At 57.3% G+C, this 17,376-nt stretch carries 14 protein-coding genes and 2 pseudogenes; 5 read left to right on the top strand and 11 right to left on the bottom strand.

Annotated elements, in window-relative coordinates:
* The first annotated feature begins 117 nt into the window (after positions 1–117).
* Entirely contained in the window at positions 118–651 is a 534-nt protein-coding gene (locus tag ACR9ZQ_RS34310; protein ID WP_481429955.1) for a GNAT family N-acetyltransferase, read from the top strand.
* Between the two features lie 164 nt (positions 652–815).
* Here the strand turns inward: ACR9ZQ_RS34310 and ACR9ZQ_RS34305 are convergent, their stop codons facing one another.
* Positions 816–1,595, bottom strand: a complete 780-nt coding sequence (locus tag ACR9ZQ_RS34305) for a class I SAM-dependent methyltransferase (protein ID WP_481429954.1) — start codon at positions 1,593–1,595, stop codon at positions 816–818.
* 190 nt (positions 1,596–1,785) lie between these two features.
* Here ACR9ZQ_RS34305 and ACR9ZQ_RS34300 point away from each other — a divergent pair, with 190 nt between their 5' ends.
* Positions 1,786–2,016, top strand: coding sequence for a hypothetical protein (locus tag ACR9ZQ_RS34300; RefSeq protein WP_481429953.1), 231 nt, complete (start codon positions 1,786–1,788; stop codon positions 2,014–2,016).
* Positions 2,017–2,134: 118 nt separating this feature from the next.
* Here ACR9ZQ_RS34300 and ACR9ZQ_RS34295 read toward each other — a convergent pair whose 3' ends face one another.
* Positions 2,135–2,623 (bottom strand): GNAT family N-acetyltransferase, encoded by a 489-nt coding sequence (locus ACR9ZQ_RS34295; protein ID WP_481429952.1) that lies wholly within the window; start codon positions 2,621–2,623, stop codon positions 2,135–2,137.
* 489 nt (positions 2,624–3,112) lie between these two features.
* Between ACR9ZQ_RS34295 and ACR9ZQ_RS34290 the strand changes: the two genes are divergently transcribed.
* Together ACR9ZQ_RS34290 and ACR9ZQ_RS34285 are read left to right on the top strand one after the other, a co-directional pair.
* On the top strand, positions 3,113–3,838 hold the full coding sequence (locus ACR9ZQ_RS34290) for a phosphotransferase (RefSeq protein ID WP_481429951.1): 726 nt from the start codon (positions 3,113–3,115) through the stop codon (positions 3,836–3,838).
* Between the two features lie 135 nt (positions 3,839–3,973).
* A complete protein-coding gene (locus tag ACR9ZQ_RS34285; protein WP_481429950.1) occupies positions 3,974–4,516 on the top strand; it encodes a P-loop NTPase family protein in 543 nt (180 codons plus the stop codon).
* A 683-nt stretch (positions 4,517–5,199) separates the two neighbouring features.
* Here ACR9ZQ_RS34285 and ACR9ZQ_RS34280 read toward each other — a convergent pair.
* A pseudogene (locus tag ACR9ZQ_RS34280) lies at positions 5,200–5,466 on the bottom strand (transposase); the annotation flags it as partial.
* Between the two features lie 356 nt (positions 5,467–5,822).
* Between ACR9ZQ_RS34280 and ACR9ZQ_RS34275 the strand changes: the two are divergent.
* A complete protein-coding gene (locus tag ACR9ZQ_RS34275) occupies positions 5,823–6,068 on the top strand; it encodes a hypothetical protein (protein ID WP_481429949.1) in 246 nt (81 codons plus the stop codon).
* Positions 6,069–6,462: 394 nt separating this feature from the next.
* Here the strand turns inward: ACR9ZQ_RS34275 and ACR9ZQ_RS34270 are convergent, their stop codons facing one another.
* The 8 genes and pseudogenes from ACR9ZQ_RS34270 to ACR9ZQ_RS34235 all read right to left on the bottom strand — a co-directional run bounded on the left by ACR9ZQ_RS34270 (position 6,463) and on the right by ACR9ZQ_RS34235 (position 17,314).
* Positions 6,463–6,822: a hypothetical protein gene (locus ACR9ZQ_RS34270; protein WP_481429948.1), complete on the bottom strand. Its 360-nt coding sequence runs from the start codon at positions 6,820–6,822 to the stop codon at positions 6,463–6,465.
* Between the two features lie 206 nt (positions 6,823–7,028).
* A complete protein-coding gene (locus ACR9ZQ_RS34265) occupies positions 7,029–9,962 on the bottom strand; it encodes an FAD-binding and (Fe-S)-binding domain-containing protein (RefSeq protein ID WP_481429947.1) in 2,934 nt (977 codons plus the stop codon).
* An 836-nt stretch (positions 9,963–10,798) separates the two neighbouring features.
* Positions 10,799–11,196, bottom strand: a pseudogene (locus tag ACR9ZQ_RS34260) (malonate decarboxylase subunit alpha).
* A 102-nt stretch (positions 11,197–11,298) separates the two neighbouring features.
* Entirely contained in the window at positions 11,299–12,090 is a 792-nt protein-coding gene (locus ACR9ZQ_RS34255; RefSeq protein ID WP_481429946.1) for an alpha/beta hydrolase, read from the bottom strand.
* A 498-nt stretch (positions 12,091–12,588) separates the two neighbouring features.
* The gene (locus ACR9ZQ_RS34250; protein WP_481429945.1) at positions 12,589–13,014 is read right to left on the bottom strand and encodes an organic hydroperoxide resistance protein; all 426 of its coding nucleotides are present in this window, start codon (positions 13,012–13,014) and stop codon (positions 12,589–12,591) included.
* An 8-nt stretch (positions 13,015–13,022) separates the two neighbouring features.
* Positions 13,023–14,837: a PAS domain-containing protein gene (locus ACR9ZQ_RS34245; protein WP_481429944.1), complete on the bottom strand. Its 1,815-nt coding sequence runs from the start codon at positions 14,835–14,837 to the stop codon at positions 13,023–13,025.
* Positions 14,838–14,915: 78 nt separating this feature from the next.
* Positions 14,916–15,902: a cytochrome d ubiquinol oxidase subunit II gene (cydB, locus tag ACR9ZQ_RS34240; RefSeq protein WP_481429943.1), complete on the bottom strand. Its 987-nt coding sequence runs from the start codon at positions 15,900–15,902 to the stop codon at positions 14,916–14,918.
* A gap of 5 nt (positions 15,903–15,907) precedes the next feature.
* Positions 15,908–17,314 carry a cytochrome ubiquinol oxidase subunit I gene (locus ACR9ZQ_RS34235; protein ID WP_481429942.1) on the bottom strand — a complete coding sequence of 469 codons (1,407 nt, stop codon included), beginning with the start codon at positions 17,312–17,314 and terminating at the stop codon, positions 15,908–15,910.
* Positions 17,315–17,376 lie beyond the last annotated feature (62 nt).

The raw sequence follows: 17,376 nt of genomic DNA, 5'->3' as shown, positions 1-17,376 counted from the left end.
GCATGATTGGGCGGAATTTCTGTGGCGGCACTATGGCAGGAAAACGCTATGAGCGGTCATTGTGCCAGCCCCCGTTTGATTTAGACTAACTGCATTGATCGGTTCGTAATCGAGGTAATGATGACTTGCTTGGAAGGCCCAAGCTTGCGGCTACGGCCCGCTTCGCCTGACGATGCCGCAGCCCGATTTTCCCTGGGAAACAACTCCGACATTGTGAGGATGTTCGGCGTGAGCCATTCCGACACGAAACCTATGACAATGGATGCCGCGAAAGCGTGGGCTCACGGCCACGCGACCAACCCTTACGCTTGGATTATTGAACTCGCGGGACGGCTGATAGGAGAAATCAAACTCCACGGCATTCATGCGCAGGATCGCCGAGCATCAATGGCAATCGCAATCTATGATCCCATGCAGCTTGGAAAGGGACATGGAAGCGAGGCAATCCGCCTGCTTTTGCACCACGCCTTCGCGGAGCTGAATTTCCACCGCATTGGCATAAGGGTCCTTGCCTACAATGAGCGAGCAATCAGGGCCTACCAGAAGTGTGGCTTTGTGATCGAGGGACGGGAGCGAGAAACAGCCTTCGTAGACGGTCTATGGCATGACGACCTAATGATGGGCATACTTTCCAGAGAATTTCAGGCGTAGTCCTCGCCGAAGATGTCGGATTCCTGCCGAAACTTAGCCTGATTTGGGCACATCTCTGCCTGGCGGCATTCAGGCGGTTTCTCCTGATGTTACGATCCGCCGAGCAAAATGGGATTGCTCGATCATTGGCAGGAAGCGTTAGGCTCGACTGAAAGGAATAGCGCCTAGAAGATGTGCTCAAGACGACGGGCAATGTAAAGATGAGTTTCGTAATCCACGTCGAACTCTCCCCCTTGACCGTCTACCGCATTCGCAATTTCGACGAGCAATTCTTCGCGTATTGCTCGACTGAGCATCCGAACATCTGATCGCGTGCGTAGGAAATTAATATAGCTCGATGTTGTGTGCTGCCTACTCCACGAATAGCACCGATGCTCAACTGGACCGAACAATTTCGACTCGTCAAACCAGCCTTTGAAGGGGCCACTTGGGAGGTACCCCGCTTCAGGTGGTGCTCCCCAGGCACCCGTGTGACGCAGGAATATTCCTTTGAACTGTTCAAGTAAGGATGTGGGCAGTCGTACAGGGACATGTCCGAAGACTGCTAATGATCCGTGTGGCGAAAGCACTTCGGCGGCTTTTGCGAACCGCACTTCCGGGGAAACCCAGTGCCACGACTGTGCTGCAATTATCAGCTGGAAGACGGCCTTGCTGGCAGGCCACGCCTCGAATGTTGCCTCGACGAGTTCAACGTTGGTAAAATTCGCCAAGGTCTGATGTGCAGTGCGGACCATTTCAGGTCCGGGATCAAGGGCAAGAATCTGCAAATCCCGGGTCGCGAAACTCTTCGTTGCCTGACCCGTTCCGCAGCCGACTTCGAGAACGCTGTCGTTTGGTTTCAGCTTAGCGTACGAGACAATATCGTCGATGAGAGCGTCGGGGTAGTCGGGGCGCGAAGCGTTGTATACGCTCGCTACCTGATCGAATGTAAAGCGCTGTTCCATGAATGACCCCGTCTGGCGGTGATAAGATACCATAAGTGCCAATTGAGGACCGCGTTTTACAAGTCGCAAAAATCTGCCCCCCGAGATCAATGAGTGCGAAAGAGGTTTCATGAAGGTGTTTCCGTTGCGATCCGTCGAACAAGTGGGATTATTCGATCAATGACAGCGATCATTACGCTCGGGCTTTTCCATGGAGTTTGATCTCCGTGGCCTGAGTGATGATTGCCGAGCTGGATTTTGGCTAGGCGTTGACCGCGCGGCCGAGAAATTCCGTGATATCGGCCCGGACGTTGGGCCTTCGGTCTATGTGATCCGCTTATTCCACGAAATGCGCAACATTCAGGGCGAGGGTGGCGACAAACAGGTTCCCCCAATCGATCTCGATGAAATCTGGTTTGACGATGACACAAAGACGGCCTGAGCATCCGCGAGAGGGTATGCGGCCCCTTCGGATGCTTTGAATTTGATGCCGCCGCCACCCTGGCAGCACCTTGGATTTAGCTGCTGCGCGAACTTCGCTGCCGTTGCATCCGTACTGTTCATCGCCTTGCCAGCATTGGCAAGATCAAGCCCCATTCTGTCTCTTGAGGCGGTCCAGACGGCTCGAATCCCAACTTCTTGTAGACGGCTATCGCCCGTTCATTGTCTGGATGCGGATCGGTCGCGATCACAGGTACGCCCTCATCGAAAAGAGCCTGCATCCTCTTTGCGATAAACGCTGAACCATGTCCAACGCCGACCATTTCGGGGTCTCCGATATATTGATCAATTCCGCGCGACCCTTGGGGGAGGCCGGCAAAATGGTGGTCTTCCCATCCGTGTACCGTGTAGTCCTGCATGAACGCAAAGGGGCGTTCGTTCATGGAAATGATCCAGCGAGCCACCCTAGAATCAGCAAGTTTTGTTTCGCTGTATGGCTCATCAGAGCCCCACCATTCCATGACATGTGGATTCGACCGCCACGCTTTCAGTAAAGCGAGATCATCCAGGGTTGCTTTGCGAAATTCGTACGGATGGGTCCCCAACATTCGATCATTCTAGCAAAGTCTGTGATGGTGGGTACGGGCCAACATCAACCTCTAGTCACGTTGCGGCTCCGAGTGGTAGTTCCACCGGCAACGAGAAGACGAATCCAGAGATGGTCCCTTGATCAAATCGCACACTCATCGTCGAGCAGGTAAATCCCAAACCCAGTTGAGATCGTTGAGGGCAGCCGCCGTATGGCATTCAACAGTCGGCAGGCCGGATTCATGAAGAGCCTTCGCATACTTGACACTGCTGTTGCGGGTTTTCAGAAGAATCCAGCGAACCATCTCCCAACCGATGCTGTCTTTGGCACCTTCGAGATGTCCCGCACGGTCCGAGTTGATGAGGGTGCGCTTCCCCGAGAACCACGATGCGCTCGCCAAGGGGATGCAAAGGCACATAGGGACACTTGTCGGGAAACCAAAGTATCTCCCTTTGGTGGAAATATGCCAAGCTGTCAACGTTGACACTGTGGAGGTCGGGTGGGACTGATGGAAAGCGAAATTCCCTTGAACGGTGGCCGTGTGACCAAAGATGTCGTGCGTGTTGGCGATACTGTTCGACGTCCGCCGACGTTCAACTCGCCATTCGTCCACAAACTTCTGGAGCACCTTGCGGCTTCGGGTTTTGATGCTGCCCCGCGCTCAAGCGGTTGTGACGAATTCGGGCGCGACATTTTCACCTACATCGACGGTGACGTGCCAAGGGACCTGTCCTGGCACGGTGACGATGTCCTGATCGGAGCCGCGCGGTTGATACGCCGATATCACGATGCGACGGAGGGCCTTGTTGCATCGCTCCCTGCGCGGGCGGTTGGACTTGAGGTGGTTTGCCATAACGACTTGTCTCCCTGCAATTTCGTGTTTGGTTCGGGACAGCCGCTGGCAATCATTGACTTCGACAGCGCATCACCTGGACCTCGCCTACACGATCTGGGCTACGCGGCATGGATGTGGCTCGATCTCGGTGATGACGATATCGAGCCTGATCTGCAACGACGCCGGTTGACCATGTTCTGCGGGGCCTATGATGAAAATGTGGATTTGCCGGGTGTTGTCGATTTTATCTTGCTTCGCCAACGGATTCTCATTGCTCAAGGGCGACGCGTTGGTGATGCGACTATGGAACGCTGGGCGGACGATTGCCTCCAATGGACCATCAGGAACCTCTACAATGCATTCGACACATCGGACATCAATCGCGGTACTGGCCAGTAACGGCTACCGGAAACGTCTGGTCGAGCGCACACGCCCGTGCGAAGCAGGCGATTTCGTCAATTGGATTTGCACCGACAGATGAATTCCCGTTAAAATTATCGAAATCGATATGACCGCGAATGTTCGGGAGGCGCAATGGATTCTATCAACCCATCAACCGCCTTCGAGCGGGTTCTCATCATGGGAAACGGCGGCTCCGGCAAGACGTGGCTCGCCCGCCGCATCGGCGAACAGCTTCACCATCCTATCATCCACCTCGACGATATCCATTGGGAGCCGGGTCGGTACGGGATTGCTCGCGACAGGACGCTCAGAGACGAGATGGTCACGGCTGCAGCTAACGACGACCGCTGGATCATGGAAGGGGTCTACGGCCAGCTGGTGAACCTGGTTCTGAACCGCGCGACAGCGTTGATCTGGATTGATCTGCCCGAAGAAGCTTGCATCGCAAATGTCAAAGAAAGGGGCATTCAGGGCGGCGAGACCCAGACGCAGTTCGATGGGCTCGTAACGTGGGTGGCGGGATATCGGACGAGAAGGAATAACTGGAACTCATTCGAGGCGCACGCTCGTCTCTTCTCCGCATTTCCCCTCCCAAAATTCCTACTATCAAGCCGTGATGCGGTTACTGAATTTGCTGATCGGCTGTTCATGGATATCGGAGCCGCCGATAAATGAACCGAGCTTTTCAACCGGCGAACGGCGAGACGGGTTGATGCTCGTCAAGGTGTCGAGGACCCGGACGGGAATCGTATCGATGTAGGCCAAGTGATCTAAGGCCGCTTTCCGAGGCCGGGCGGAATGGCTTCTGTCCGGCGTCGCGAAACTCCCACAGACCGTCCCGAAAACTCCGATGAGTAATCGCCAGGCACAGGGGAGTTGGCCAATCTGAAGGCACTTGCATCCGCGATTGATATACCTGTCATCAATGCGCGGACCCGATCAAATCATCCATGCGAAACGCTGGGCGACTTGGCGTTCGTGAGAAGCGTGCGCGGAACCTTGGAAGGACTGAAAGTTGTCGGCATCGCGCCTGATGCCAATATTCTCCGGTCGTGGGTCGAAGCCTCGGAGTCTTTGCCGATAAGGGTTACGCAGGTTTATCCGGAGCGATGGCATATTGCCGATCCCGCACTGCTCAACGCGAACTTCACGACAAGCACCAATATCAAGGCTGTCTTTGATGCTGACGTGATTATAACAGATTCCTGGCCGAATGAGGAACAGGAGAACCGGCTTCTTCCATACAGGTGTCAGCCAGTCTTTTGGACAAGGCACAAAATAACGCGATCTTCCTGCCGTGCCCACCGGTCGCCAGAGGACGGGAGGTAACGGCGGATGCGATGCTGCACCAGGCTTGCCAAAGCCGACCAGCGAAAGCGTTCTTGCTGCATGCTCAGAACGCGCGACAGGTCGGCTACGATCCGCTTCAGCTTGGCGTTCTCCTCTTCGAGCTGTCGCAATCGCTTCATCTCCGAAGGCATCAGCCCCGCGTATTTTTTGCGCCAGTTGTAGAAGGTCGCATCGGAAATCCCTGCCTTGCGGCAGACCTCACCGATCGGCGTCCCATCCTCCGCCTGCTTCAAAACGAATGCGATCTGCGCTTCCGAAAACTTTGAGGCCTTCATCGAATTCTCCTCTTCTTCCCAACAGGGATCATAAGTGGAAAATTCCAGGTCCGAATGGCCTAATTTAACGGGGGCACGTCACTAAGCCTGACTTTCAAGTACCCATTTCTCTATCGTTACGACGACATCTATGAAATGCTACGTCTACTTGTCGTTCAGATCGGCGATGATACCGCAGACGATTTCAGGAACCGAGACCTGGAAGTCACGAAGGCTTTGCTCAGGACCCTATGGAACATGAGGCACGACGAGGCCCATTGGTTTACCTTCACCCAAGCCGGACCCGGCACCAAGATTTGGGAACCTGAAATGATCGGGAAAGCCGCTGGGCGTGGTGACGCAGGAAGGTATCGCGAATGGCAGTGACAGGAAACGCGATCAGCTTATTTTGTGCGGTGGCGCTTGGCCTAGTGTGCGCAGCTATAGTTTGCTTCGCAATGTTTTCAATCATGATCCAGGCACCTGTCTCCAACCCGTTCGTCTGGTGGAGCTTGACTAGCTACACGGGGTTTGCCGCGGTCTTTGGTTCCATTTTCCTGCTCACGTTTTGCATGCTGATGCGCCTCTACGTCTTTGCCTTGCGTCGCGCGCGGCAGGACTGAGCGTAGCGGGGCCCGGACTAGAATCCATCCAACTCGACGGCTGACCGAAATATCAGCCCTCTATGCGGTCCCAGTTCGAAAAATCTGGAGCGAAACGCCGTGGCTCTATAGAAAAGCCATTGTCGCGGTCATGCGTGATGACGACGTAGCTTCCGTCATTTACGGCATAAAATTGGAATGCAAGGGGCTCTTGAGGCACAAGTGCGCCCGGGTGGAGTTTCGAAACGACGGAGGTTAATGGCCAGGGCTTTTGCCGCTCGTTAGCTTCGCAGCGAGATTGCGCGGTGACGACCGGCGACTGGCGCAGATGCCAGGCAGCTTCAGTGATGTGGGAGTAACCTGTCGAAAAAACGAGCGAGGCCTGAACGCCCTGGCATTCAGGCCTCCTTTTAGCTCAGTTCACAGAGAACATGATGCTTCCGTCGGCTGCTTGCTCGGCATCGATGATATCCTTGACGTCGACACCGCGCTTGCGCAGCCGGTCGACCAGGTCCTTATTGGAGTTAATGGAAGCCTGAATGTGCTGGATGCCCTGCGGGCTACGAGGTGCGTCCGCATCAACGCCGGTGGTGGCATCGAACTTGTCGCCATCGTAGTTTTCCAGATAGCGGACGGCGAACGGCTTGTTGTAGGTCTGCAGCGTCTTTTCGATTTCCGGTCCACCGTTCATCGTCAGTGAATCGGCGTGGCTGATGCCGGCGAAGCCGATGGTGGACATGGCGAGGATCAGGCCGAAGTTTGCAAGGCGGTTCATGTTCGTTCCTTCCTGTTTTGATGGTTGCGCAGCTGTGGAGCTATCGCTCCCCTCTGCTTGGGCGCTGTGTTCAAATCACCTTTGTCAGTGACGGCCTAACCATACAAATCTCAGTATTTTTCTAAATAGAACCTTGGTATTTTTCAGCATATACTTTGTTATAGGTTGTCTTTACTTTATAGTTTCCGCATTATCTGCAATTATTCCTATTGAGGTCGGCTCAATTCCTCGAGAAGGAAAACGAAAGACTCGTACGGTCGTCCGGTGGCGTGGCGTAGCCCCATCTCGCAGGTTCGGTTGGACGTGATGTACGCCGAGGCGGGCACGGCATCGACGCCGGCCTTTTCTTCCCGGGTCGCCGATCTGACGATCTCCGGATGGAGAAGCCCGCGGTCGCCAGCCGTCCCGCAACACGTTGTTCCGATGGGCACGAACACGTCATCTGCAAGTGCATTGCCGATTTCTCGGAGGGTCTTGTTGAGACCCAGATGGGTCATCGAACAGGTCGGATGCATCGCCACTCGCTCGACTTTCCCCGTGATGTTGAGGTTGGGAAGTAGGTCGTGGCACCAGGAGATCACGTCGATGAACTTGAGCTTGCTGTGGCGCACTTTCCGATTGTCATCCAGATATAGGCCGACGTCCTCGGCGATGCCCAGCGTGCAGGAGGCGGCATCGATCACGATCGGCAGCCTTCCTTCATCGCTCCACTTCCACATCGCGTCGGAGATCGAAGCAGCCATGAACGAATGTGCCTTGTGATAGCCCTTTGAGCTAAACGGGGTTGAGCAGCAAAGTCCGGCGACATCGGGTGGTATCCACAAAGGGCGTCCGGCGCGCTTCGACAAGAGCACGATGGTCTCCGGTAACGATGGCTGCTGATGTTTGTCGGGATCGCGGCCGAACATCCTGTTGATGCAGGCCGGGAAGTACACGGCGGAGGCATTGCTCAAGCTAGTCTCCGGAAGGGTACTAGGGGCAGGAAGAGGCATGGGTCCGGGGACAGCCGGCATCAAGTCGTTCGCCACCACCGCGCGAGCCACGGCGGTAACCCCCCTGAGCGTTCGCGCTCCCATGAGCCGCGTGGCGATATCCGCTGCCTCCAGTCCCGTACGAGCGAGCTTTTCGACCGTCTTCCAGCGTTTCGCAACCGAAAGAGCAATCTCCTCGTCTTTTGCGCTACGCTGTTTGTGGCGAAATTCACGCATGAGCGCGCCGGTATTGATTTCGATCGGGCAGGGTATCGCGCATGTGCCGTCGCCTGCACAGGTCTCTACACAACTGTATTCGTATTCGCGCTGCAGTTCTTTGAGGACTTCCGAGCCCTCCGGCTGTCGCGCCATTTCCCGCCGCAGCGCGATGCGCTGGCGCGGAGTGGTCGTGACGTTCCTGCTTGGACAGACGGGCTCGCAGAAGCCGCACTCGATGCATTGCGTCGCGTTTCGGACGTTTTCGATGGCCGGGATTGATTTCAGGGACTTGAGATGAATCCCGTCGTCCTTGGTAAGGATGACGTTCGGCGCGAGGATGCCTTTTGGGTCGGCCAGCCTCTTGATCCGCCACATCATGTCAGTGGCCTTCTTGCCCCATTCCTGCTCGACGAAGGGGGCCATGTTCAGACCGGTTCCGTGTTCAGCTTTGAGTGACCCGTCGTATTTATTGACGATGAGGTCCACCAGCTCCGTCATGAATGCCGCATATCGCTCGCGGCCCTCCGCTTCCTCGAGGTTGGCAACAAGGTTGAAATGGAGATTGCCATGGGCCGCATGACCCGCAACGCCTTGGCCAAAGCCGTGCTTTTCCATAAGGGCCTGCAGATCGTGGGCCCCTTCGGCTAGGCGCTCCGGTGGAAAGCAAACATCCTCGGTGATCAGCATCGCTCCCTGGGGACGCTGCTTGCCAACCAGTCCAAGCAGGCCTTCGCGGACGTGCCAGGCAAGCTCGACCGCCTCCGCGACGCTCGTGAACGTAAGCGGGCTGATGAGCTTCCTGTCGGCAACAAGCGCAGCGACCTGGCTTTGCAGGATTGCCAGAGCGGTGTCGTCTTCCGCGCCGAATTCAACGAGAAGGGCGGCCGCCTTTGGGTCGAGCGTCGTCCAGTATGCCGGCGTGCCGGGAAATGCGTTGCCGGCCGCGACGAGTGCTGGAGCAACCATCAGTTCGACGGCGGCCGCGCCAAGTGCAACCAGGTTCGGAACGATGCTGACGGCCTCGTCGATCGTCGCAAATGGCAGCCACGCTACAGACGTGACCGCGGGGACGGGGATCGTCGACAAAACCGCCTCGGCGATGAAGCCCAATGTTCCCTCGGAGCCGACGAGAAGGCGGCGATATATCGCTAGGGGAGTGCTTTCGTCGAGGAGGGCGGCCATGTGGTAGCCGTGGGTATTGCGGATCGAATACTTCTTCCGCAGCCGTTCGGCCAGCTTGGTGTCTTCGAGAAGTTCGGCGCGCAGATCGAGCAGCCCTTTCGCAAACTCCGGCTCCAGTTCCGCAAATCTAGCTTCCGCATCGGGGGCCGCGGTATCGAACACGTTGCCGGATGGCGTGAGGATCGTCATGGATTCGACGGTGTGGTAGGCGTCGCGTTCCAGAGTGCACCGCATGCCGCCTGAGTTATTCGCGATGACGCCGCCCAAGGTGCAGGCTGCCTCACTTGCCGGGTCTGGCCCGAGTTTGCGGCCGTACTTGTGGAGCATCGCATTGGCGTGCGAAAGAATGAGGCCGGGCTTGGCACGGAACCTTTTGCCGTTGTCGAGGACTGCGCCTCCGTACCAATGTCGACGAACGTCGACCAAGATGTCATCCGATTGGGACTGACCGTTGAGGCTCGTGCCGCCGGCACGAAAAGTCGCGTGGTGACCGGTCTCCCGACAGAAAGTGAACAGGTTGGCCATTTCCTCGACGTTGCGAGGCATCACGACTACCTGCGGGATGAGACGATACGGGCTGGCATCGGATGCGTACCGGACGAGGTCAATCAGACGATCGAACACCCTGTCTCTTCCGAGAAGATTGACCAGGCCCTGTTTGAGGCGGTCGGGTGTTCCCGCGGCCAGGGATTGGGGGACGGCGTCCTTTTGACTGGGGCCTTCGGGTCGACCGAAAAGTGCTGCGTCCGCTTCAAAGAGTTTTCCCATGCGAGCCTTGCCCCTGGCTTGGTGTTGGACGGGTCTCCGCACAGCTGCCCGTGCGGGTCGGTTCCCCAAGAGGTTTCCGGGAACAGTTGCGGGAGGATCGGCCCGTCTATTCGGCTTCGCCAGTTTAGAGATGCATAAAGGTGTAAAGCGCCGAATGGAGGCCGTTGACGTCGAGCACTACTGACGCAACGCGCCTGCTATCCAGGCACGAACGCCCGCCACGCTCCTGAAGTCGGAAAGCGATCGGGCTGGAATTGCAGGGTAGGCGGCGGCTGCCATGTCTCTCAGTGCCCAGCCAGGGCCGAGTTCAAGGAACGTATCAACGGGAACAGCGTCTCAAGGCTGACCAATGGCATGGATAAACTTGCCGCGCCTCTGCTCCGCTATCGACGCAAGCTTCGAGGTTGTCTGCCCACATGACCGTTTGAGAGATTTGGGCCGTTGGCGAAATTGCCGCGTGGGGCGTGTCGGGTGTCCTCAGGCCAACTCACGATCTGAGCCTAGTCGCACGCCGCGCCGAGCTATGACCGCCGACAGCTCTCCGGGTGACGGGCTTTCATCCGGGGGTTGTCGCTTGTTCAGATGCGGGAACTCTGCGGAAAAGCAGGGTGCGAAATCGCCATTATCAACCCCGACAAAGCGTGTAGTTGGTGGCCACCGCAACGGGCTCGAAGCCATTGAGAGCGATGCAAAGTCGGCAGGCGCGGCACGAATCCTACCTATCCCGGTAGACGTCGCATCCCATACATCTGTGCTGACGACAGCTTCAAAGAAATTTCGGGCGGCGTTGGCCGAAGGCATTGCGACATTTCCACCGCCCAATTCATATCGTCTCATCAGCGGTAGCTATAACCCGCGCAAACGACTCGGCGGGGAAGGCTATCGCGTAACCCGCCGAACAGCATCGTGGCGATCCGAGCGGACTGCGGGCCAGAGTAGGCATAGTCCAATCGCGTCGCGACGCCTCTTTCGAAGAGATCGAGGTGTTCTGGTAGAACGACTCCCGACTGGACCAAGTGCAGGTCGTTGACCCGTTCGATGTCGACAGCCAGGAGAGCCGAACTCAGCAGGCCTGCTTTTGATTGTCGCCTTCCAAGCAGACACGATCGCCCTTGCGAACAATAGCTTCGAGAAGCTTCGTTGCGTCGCCCGCATTGACAACCCTGCCTTTCGACAGTTTGCGACCGGCTTCGATACGGCTGTCCCGTGCATCGCGGTTCTGATGCCACTGCATAATACGCTCCTGGTTTGCTCGGCAGATATTCGGTCGTGATCGACGCGCCGGGCGGGCGCAAGGAGGGCTGTCGCGTTCGAAGCCCTCCAGCATAGGTTTCCGCTATTTCTTGGCGACCGCTTCTGCCTCGACCTTGCGTGCCGCCTCGGCGATCACCTCTGCGACTTCCTTGGGATGGGACTCATAGACGGAGTGGCTCGCGCCCTTGATTTCGATGGTGTGGCTCTTGGCGCGTTGGTAATACCACCGCTCCAGGTCCGGATTGATGATCTGGTCGTTGCCCGCAACGATCGCCCAACTAGGCTTCGTTTTCCATGCCGCTTCAGTCAACGGCTGGGTGAAGACCTCGGCGGATGCCAGGACCTGCGACTTGGCGGCGAAAACAGCCTGCTCCTTGGGCAGGTCCGGAGCGAACAGCTTCGGGAATTGCTCTGGGTCGAGGTAGGTGTAGCCGTCCGGGGTCTTCTTAATCGCGCCTGGCGTCTTGGCGAGGATGCTGGGCGTCTTCTTGCCCAGCGATCCTTCATCCTCGCCGACATCCGGCGCATGGGCAGCAACGTAGACCAGTCCGACGACCGAGGGATGTACGCCTGCCTGGGTGATGATGGACCCGCCATAGCTGTGGCCGACCAAAAGCGTCGGGCCGTCCTGCATGTCGAGAACCCGCTTTGTCGCAGCGACGTCATCGGTGAACGAAGTTTCGGGTTCCTGGACCATCGAAACGTGAAATCCTTTCTTGGACAGGATTTCGTAGATCGGCTTCCAGCCGGAACCGTCGACCCAAGCGCCATGCACGAGGACGATGTTTTTCACCGGTTCGGCAGCTGCGGGCGTTGCCATCGATGCGAGGGGAAGGAGAGCGGAAAGAGCAAGGCATGCGGTCGCGTATCTCATAATCAAGTTTCCTTCGTTGCTGCTGCGAAAGGCTGTCGCCGTTCAGGTTTTGAATCGAGTCTAACGTTGCCAAATCATGCAAATCCCCACGCGGACGCCACGTCGATCACGCCATGGCCGAGCGTTCGGAATGTTCCGTGGAACCGTGGATGGGCTCCCAAATTATGCTTGGTTGTGAGGTGGCTGAGCAATGCTGTAGCCGGCTGCGACTTGAAACCACATCAAGGTATAGGTGGAGGTCACACTCAGTATCAGGGTTCGAGGGGGAGCCCCGCGAAAACGTTGTGATTGTTCAAATCAGCGACTGGAAGGCATGGGCGAACGGGGATTTTCTCAAGTGCGGCGTTCAGTGAACATGAAGCGATCGTGGCAGCGGCGTCGCGAAGGCGATAGTATCCGCAGCTGGTTAGAGGAATCGATCGGCGCAACAGCAACGATAGGAACCTATCCACTGAGTGAGATTGACGGTTCCAACCAACCGCCCTCTTCTTCCCATCGTTAACGCGATCGGGTCACCCTCTCCACTTTCACGTTTCCGCGGATCGCGTTCGAGTACGGACAAATGGCGTCCGCCCTGGCGACCAGCTCGTTGATTAAACCCGGTTCGACGCCCGAGATGGAAATGTTGAGGGTTACCGACAGGGCGAAGGTCTTCATCTCTGTCATACTGAGGCCTACCTCACCGACGACTTCGATATCGTCATCGGGAATGTGATGGCCGGCCTCCCGGGCGGCGCGAAAGAGGGCATTCTCGAAGCATGCGGCGTATCCGCCCGCGAAAAGCTGTTCGGGATTCGTCGCACCGCCTTTTCCACCGAGTGCGGTGGGCATTTCCAGCTTGAGATCGAGAATGCCGTCGTCGCTCTTGATCCTACCGTGACGCCCGCCCGATGCGGTCACCCGTGCTGTGTACAGACTGTCCATGACTTCTCCTATTCATTCGACCCTATTGCCGCGAGCGGCAGGGCCACGAAAAACGTTGCGCCGCCGAGTGAATTGACTTCGGCCCAGATTCTTCCTTCGTGAGCTTCGATGATCGATCGGCAGATCGCCAAACCCATCCCGATGCCGTGCTGCTTCGTTGTATGGAAAGGCTTGAAGAACACCTCTCCGTCACCAGCAAAACCTGGGCCGTTATCATGGCACGAAATCTCGACGTGATCCGCTTTTCGGCTTGCGCAGACCCGCACGGACCGGGTTTCGGTATCGTGTTGGGCCAGAGCCTGGACCGCGTTGATCATCAAGTTGATGATCACCTGCTGTAATTGAATGGCGTCTCCGTAAATCTTCCCGAGGTTATCATCGGCCTCGACCGATAACTGCACGCGGCTCCGGTGTGCTATCGCCTCGATGTATGATGCCGACCCGGAGAGCAGGGCGTGGCAGTCGATCTCCTCGAACTCGGCGTTGCCTTTTTCGAAGAGCGTTCTTACCCGGCCGACGGTATCGCTGGCGAGGCGCGCGTAGCTGATCATTCGTTTGGCGATGACGGTCATCTTTTCGATGTCCGGCACATCCCGCTCCACCCACCGCAACAGAGCCGCTCCGCTCGTCACCAACGCCCCGAGCGGCTGGTTGACCTCATGCGCGATCGAGGCGGCAAGCTCACCGGCCGTTGCGATCCGTGATACGTGGGCGATTTCAATTTCGCTCTGCTTGAGCTTTTCAGCGTTCCTTACGGCTTCGGTGACGTCCATGATGACAGCGGTGTACCGGACGCTGCCGGGTCCGTTTCTCTGGCCAAGCACGCGGAGGTATTTGACGCGACCGTCGTCGAATCTAATACGGAAGGTGCCCTCGATCTCCGGAGAGCCATCATGCAGTTCCTGTCGGAGCCGCTCGAGCCGCGGTAAATCCTCGTCGTGTATTCGTGATCGCAGGAGCGAGAATGACGGCTTCTTGTTCCTGTCGTACTCCAAAATCTGATAGGTTTCGTCCGACCAGAACAGCCGATCGGAATCCAACTCGAAGCCGAAGCTACCGATCTTACTGAGTTCCTGGCCTTTGCGAAGATATGCCTCGCTCACTTGGAGCCTCTTCTCGGCGTTCCGTCTCTCCTCGACATCGAATAACGCACCGTACCAGGCCACGATATTGCCCGCACGATCGTACGAGGGCGTGCCGATGCTCACGCACCACCGATACCCCATTGTCTGATTTCCGACACGTGCCTCGTAATGGCCCTCGGAACCGTTGAGCAACAGGCTACGCCAGTATGCCTCGATTCCGGCGCGGTCGTCGGGATGAACCCCGTCCCGCCATCCCCAGCCCTTGGCCTCTTCTAATTCCTGACCCCAGAACTCCAGCCAGCGACGGTTCGCATAGTCCAGGTACCCATCGGGACGGGTGCGCCAGATCATCGCTGGTATCTGTTCGAGAGTTCGCTCGAACTCCGCAGCGTTCCGGTCGCTTATTGCCTTCTGCTGGAGAGTAATGTCGGCATCCACCCCAATGAGTACGGACCCGGAGAGCGTCCGTGCATGCTGGAACACATGCCATCGAAATTTTCCATCCGCTGTCTTGATGCGGAGCAGAAGCTCATCCGGTTTGGTTGTCGACTCGATAAGGTCGAGACCTTTGAGGTCGTCAGTGTGTACGAAATCGCGCCAAGCGTGACCGAGGAGGCTATTCTCCGCCGAGCCCGTGAGCGCGCTCCAACGCCGGTTGACGTGGACGGCGCGACCGACTTCGTCAATCCGGAGGACTAAGGCGGGAAGATTATCGATGTGGTTTTTCGAAATCGTCATGCCAGCCCATCCTCGACGAGGACGTGTTCGCACGGTCCTACTTGGTCGACTAGGGAACTCGATCTGAGAGAACGTCGCTCAATCATAGCCTTCCTCTTCGACAGCTTTGCCTTTGAACAGCCAGTAGACGACGATTGTGTAGATGAGGGTGAGGGGGAAGACGAAAATGCCGGCTCCCCAGAAAAGAAAGGCGAGGCTGGAGGCAGGTGCCGCGGCATCATGCAGGGTGATGGAGAACGGAATAATGTAAGGCAGGAAGGATACCGCCAGAGTCGCGAAAGCCGAGACGAACAGGATGACCGCACCGACAAACGGCGAGGCATCGGAGCGGCGTTCGACTCCCCTCAGGATTAAGTAACATCCCAACAACCCGATTACCGGAAACAGAATGAGGCTCGGGCGCTCAATCCACCGGGACATAACTCGCAGTTCCATCACAAGGGACGCTATGAAAGCCAGGCCGACGAAGACCAGTACGGAGATAAGAAGCCTCACGAGCTGCCGGTAGGCGGCCGCCCTTAGGTCGCCCTCAGTCTTTTTCACAAGCCAGGTGGCTCCGAGAAGGGCGTAGCCTAGACACAATCCCACCCCGCAAAGAACCGAAAATGGGGTCAGCCATCCCAAAGGGGTTCCGGTGTACCGGCCGGCGTCGTTCGGAATCCCGATAACCATCGCACCGACGGCGGCTCCCTGTACAAAAGTCGCGATAATCGAGCCGGCCGAAAAACCGGCGTCCCAAAGCCATTTCTTCGTGATGCTTTTCTCGCGAAACTCGAACGCTACCCCGCGGAAGATCAATGCGCCAAGCATCAAGATCATGGGCAGGTAAAACGCACTTAGGAGGAGCGCGTAGACGACCGGAAACGCACCGAAGAGGATCGAGGCAGTCAAGACGAGCCAGGTCTCGTTTCCATCCCAGACCGGTGCGATGGAATTAAGCATCTGCTTCTTGTGTTTGGCATCGTGAACGAACCCGAAGAGGATGCCGACACCAAGGTCAAATCCGTCAAGCAGGACGTACAGAAGAAGGGTCAGAGCTAAGGCGGCGGCCCAAAATTCAACCATGTCAGTTACTCCGCAGGACTTGACGGTGTGCCAGGACTACCGCCTGTCATTGCCAGGGGACGTTTGAAGTTCGCACCGCTTCCGATGGCCTCTGCCGCCTCCGGTGGTCCGATGCGCAGAAGCCGGTACACGTAGATGACGCCCGCGATAGCGATCGTGCTGTAGATAATGGCGAAGAAGACAAAGCTCACGGCAACTTGGCCCACGGTCAGAGAGGGCGTCACCGCGTCGGCGGTCCGCAAGAGGCCATAGACCGTCCAGGGTTGCCGCCCGACTTCCGCCGTGAACCAGCCGGTCAACGTGGCGATGAACCCCAGCGGGAAGCTGAAGAACACCCCCCAGAGCAGCAGTCTTCGATTGCTCAGGCGGCGGGTGTAGATGATCCACGAGCCGTACCAAGCGAGCGCGAGCATGATCAGGCCGCATCCGACCATGATTCGGAAGGCGAAAAACGGGATAAGGACGGGCGGACGCTGATCAAGGGGAAAGCTCTTTAGACCAACCTCTTCGGACGAAAAGCTCATCGAACCAATTAAGCTGCCCAGGTAAGGGATCGCGATCTGGTAGGAGTTCGTCTCGGCCTCCTCGTCGGGCCATGCGATCAGAACTTCAGAAGCGGGCTTTTGGTTTTCCCATCGGCCCTCGATGGCAGCGAACTTGGCGGGCTGCTTGTCGTGCACGTAGTCGCCCGTGAGGTGCCCAAAAAAAATCTGGAGGGGCACCAAGAACGCGGCAAGACCGAGACCCATGCGCATCATGGCTATCCCCTCGGCGTGCAGGCGTCGCTCGATGAGATACCAAGCACCTGTCGCCGCCACACAGAAGGACGTCGTAACGTAGGCTGCCAGGATCATATGGGGAAAGCGCACCCAAACCACGGGGCTGAAGATGATGGCATGCCAATCGGTGGGCACGAAGACGAAATCCGGGCGGATTTCATAGCCAACAGGCCACTGCATCCAAGAGTTATTGACCATGATCCAGAACGAAGACAGGCTTGTTCCGAGCGTGACCATGGCGCAAGCGAAAAGGTACAGCCACGGCGGAACGCGACCCCGGCCGAACATCATCACCCCGAAAAAGCTTGCCTCGAGCGCGAACGCGGTGAAGCTTTCGTAGCCGAGGAGAGGACCTTGGATCGGCCCCGTCCTCATGGATAGTTCGCTCCAGTTTGTGCCGAACTGAAAGGCCATGACGATCCCGGTCACGACGCCGAGACCGAACGCTATCGCGAAAATCTTCAGCCAGAAGTCCGAGAGACGTTTGTAGGTATGGCGTCCGGTCGCCAGATACATCGCGTTCAAAACCGTCAGCCAGGCGGCGAGGCCGACCGTGAAGGCAGGGAAGATGATGTGAAAGGACACGGTGAATGCGAACTGGAGTCGCGATAGGAAGAGCGCGCTGATTTCCATTTTTCTAACCTCCACTATCGTGGTTGCAGGTGTCGTTTGGAGAGGTCGAACCGCTTGGGAGG

It is taken from the genome of Rhizobium sp. KNZ14-9A, from assembly GCF_056755015.1.
The sequence above is the reverse complement of the archived record's forward strand: the minus strand, read 5'-3'. Positions and strand labels throughout refer to the sequence as shown.

Excerpts from the sequence above, each read along its gene's own strand:
- ACR9ZQ_RS34310 (WP_481429955.1), top strand. The coding sequence starts at position 118 with ATGATGACTTGCTTGGAAGGCCCAAGCTTGCGGCTACGGCCCGCTTCG.
- ACR9ZQ_RS34305 (WP_481429954.1), bottom strand. The coding sequence starts at position 1,595 with ATGGAACAGCGCTTTACATTCGATCAGGTAGCGAGCGTATACAACGCT.
- ACR9ZQ_RS34300 (WP_481429953.1), top strand. The coding sequence starts at position 1,786 with ATGGAGTTTGATCTCCGTGGCCTGAGTGATGATTGCCGAGCTGGATTT.
- ACR9ZQ_RS34295 (WP_481429952.1), bottom strand. The coding sequence starts at position 2,623 with ATGTTGGGGACCCATCCGTACGAATTTCGCAAAGCAACCCTGGATGAT.
- ACR9ZQ_RS34290 (WP_481429951.1), top strand. The coding sequence starts at position 3,113 with ATGGAAAGCGAAATTCCCTTGAACGGTGGCCGTGTGACCAAAGATGTC.
- ACR9ZQ_RS34285 (WP_481429950.1), top strand. The coding sequence starts at position 3,974 with ATGGATTCTATCAACCCATCAACCGCCTTCGAGCGGGTTCTCATCATG.
- ACR9ZQ_RS34275 (WP_481429949.1), top strand. The coding sequence starts at position 5,823 with ATGGCAGTGACAGGAAACGCGATCAGCTTATTTTGTGCGGTGGCGCTT.
- ACR9ZQ_RS34270 (WP_481429948.1), bottom strand. The coding sequence starts at position 6,822 with ATGAACCGCCTTGCAAACTTCGGCCTGATCCTCGCCATGTCCACCATC.
- ACR9ZQ_RS34265 (WP_481429947.1), bottom strand. The coding sequence starts at position 9,962 with ATGGGAAAACTCTTTGAAGCGGACGCAGCACTTTTCGGTCGACCCGAA.
- ACR9ZQ_RS34255 (WP_481429946.1), bottom strand. The coding sequence starts at position 12,090 with ATGAGATACGCGACCGCATGCCTTGCTCTTTCCGCTCTCCTTCCCCTC.
- ACR9ZQ_RS34250 (WP_481429945.1), bottom strand. The coding sequence starts at position 13,014 with ATGGACAGTCTGTACACAGCACGGGTGACCGCATCGGGCGGGCGTCAC.
- ACR9ZQ_RS34245 (WP_481429944.1), bottom strand. The coding sequence starts at position 14,837 with ATGACGATTTCGAAAAACCACATCGATAATCTTCCCGCCTTAGTCCTC.
- cydB (WP_481429943.1), bottom strand. The coding sequence starts at position 15,902 with ATGGTTGAATTTTGGGCCGCCGCCTTAGCTCTGACCCTTCTTCTGTAC.
- ACR9ZQ_RS34235 (WP_481429942.1), bottom strand. The coding sequence starts at position 17,314 with ATGGAAATCAGCGCGCTCTTCCTATCGCGACTCCAGTTCGCATTCACC.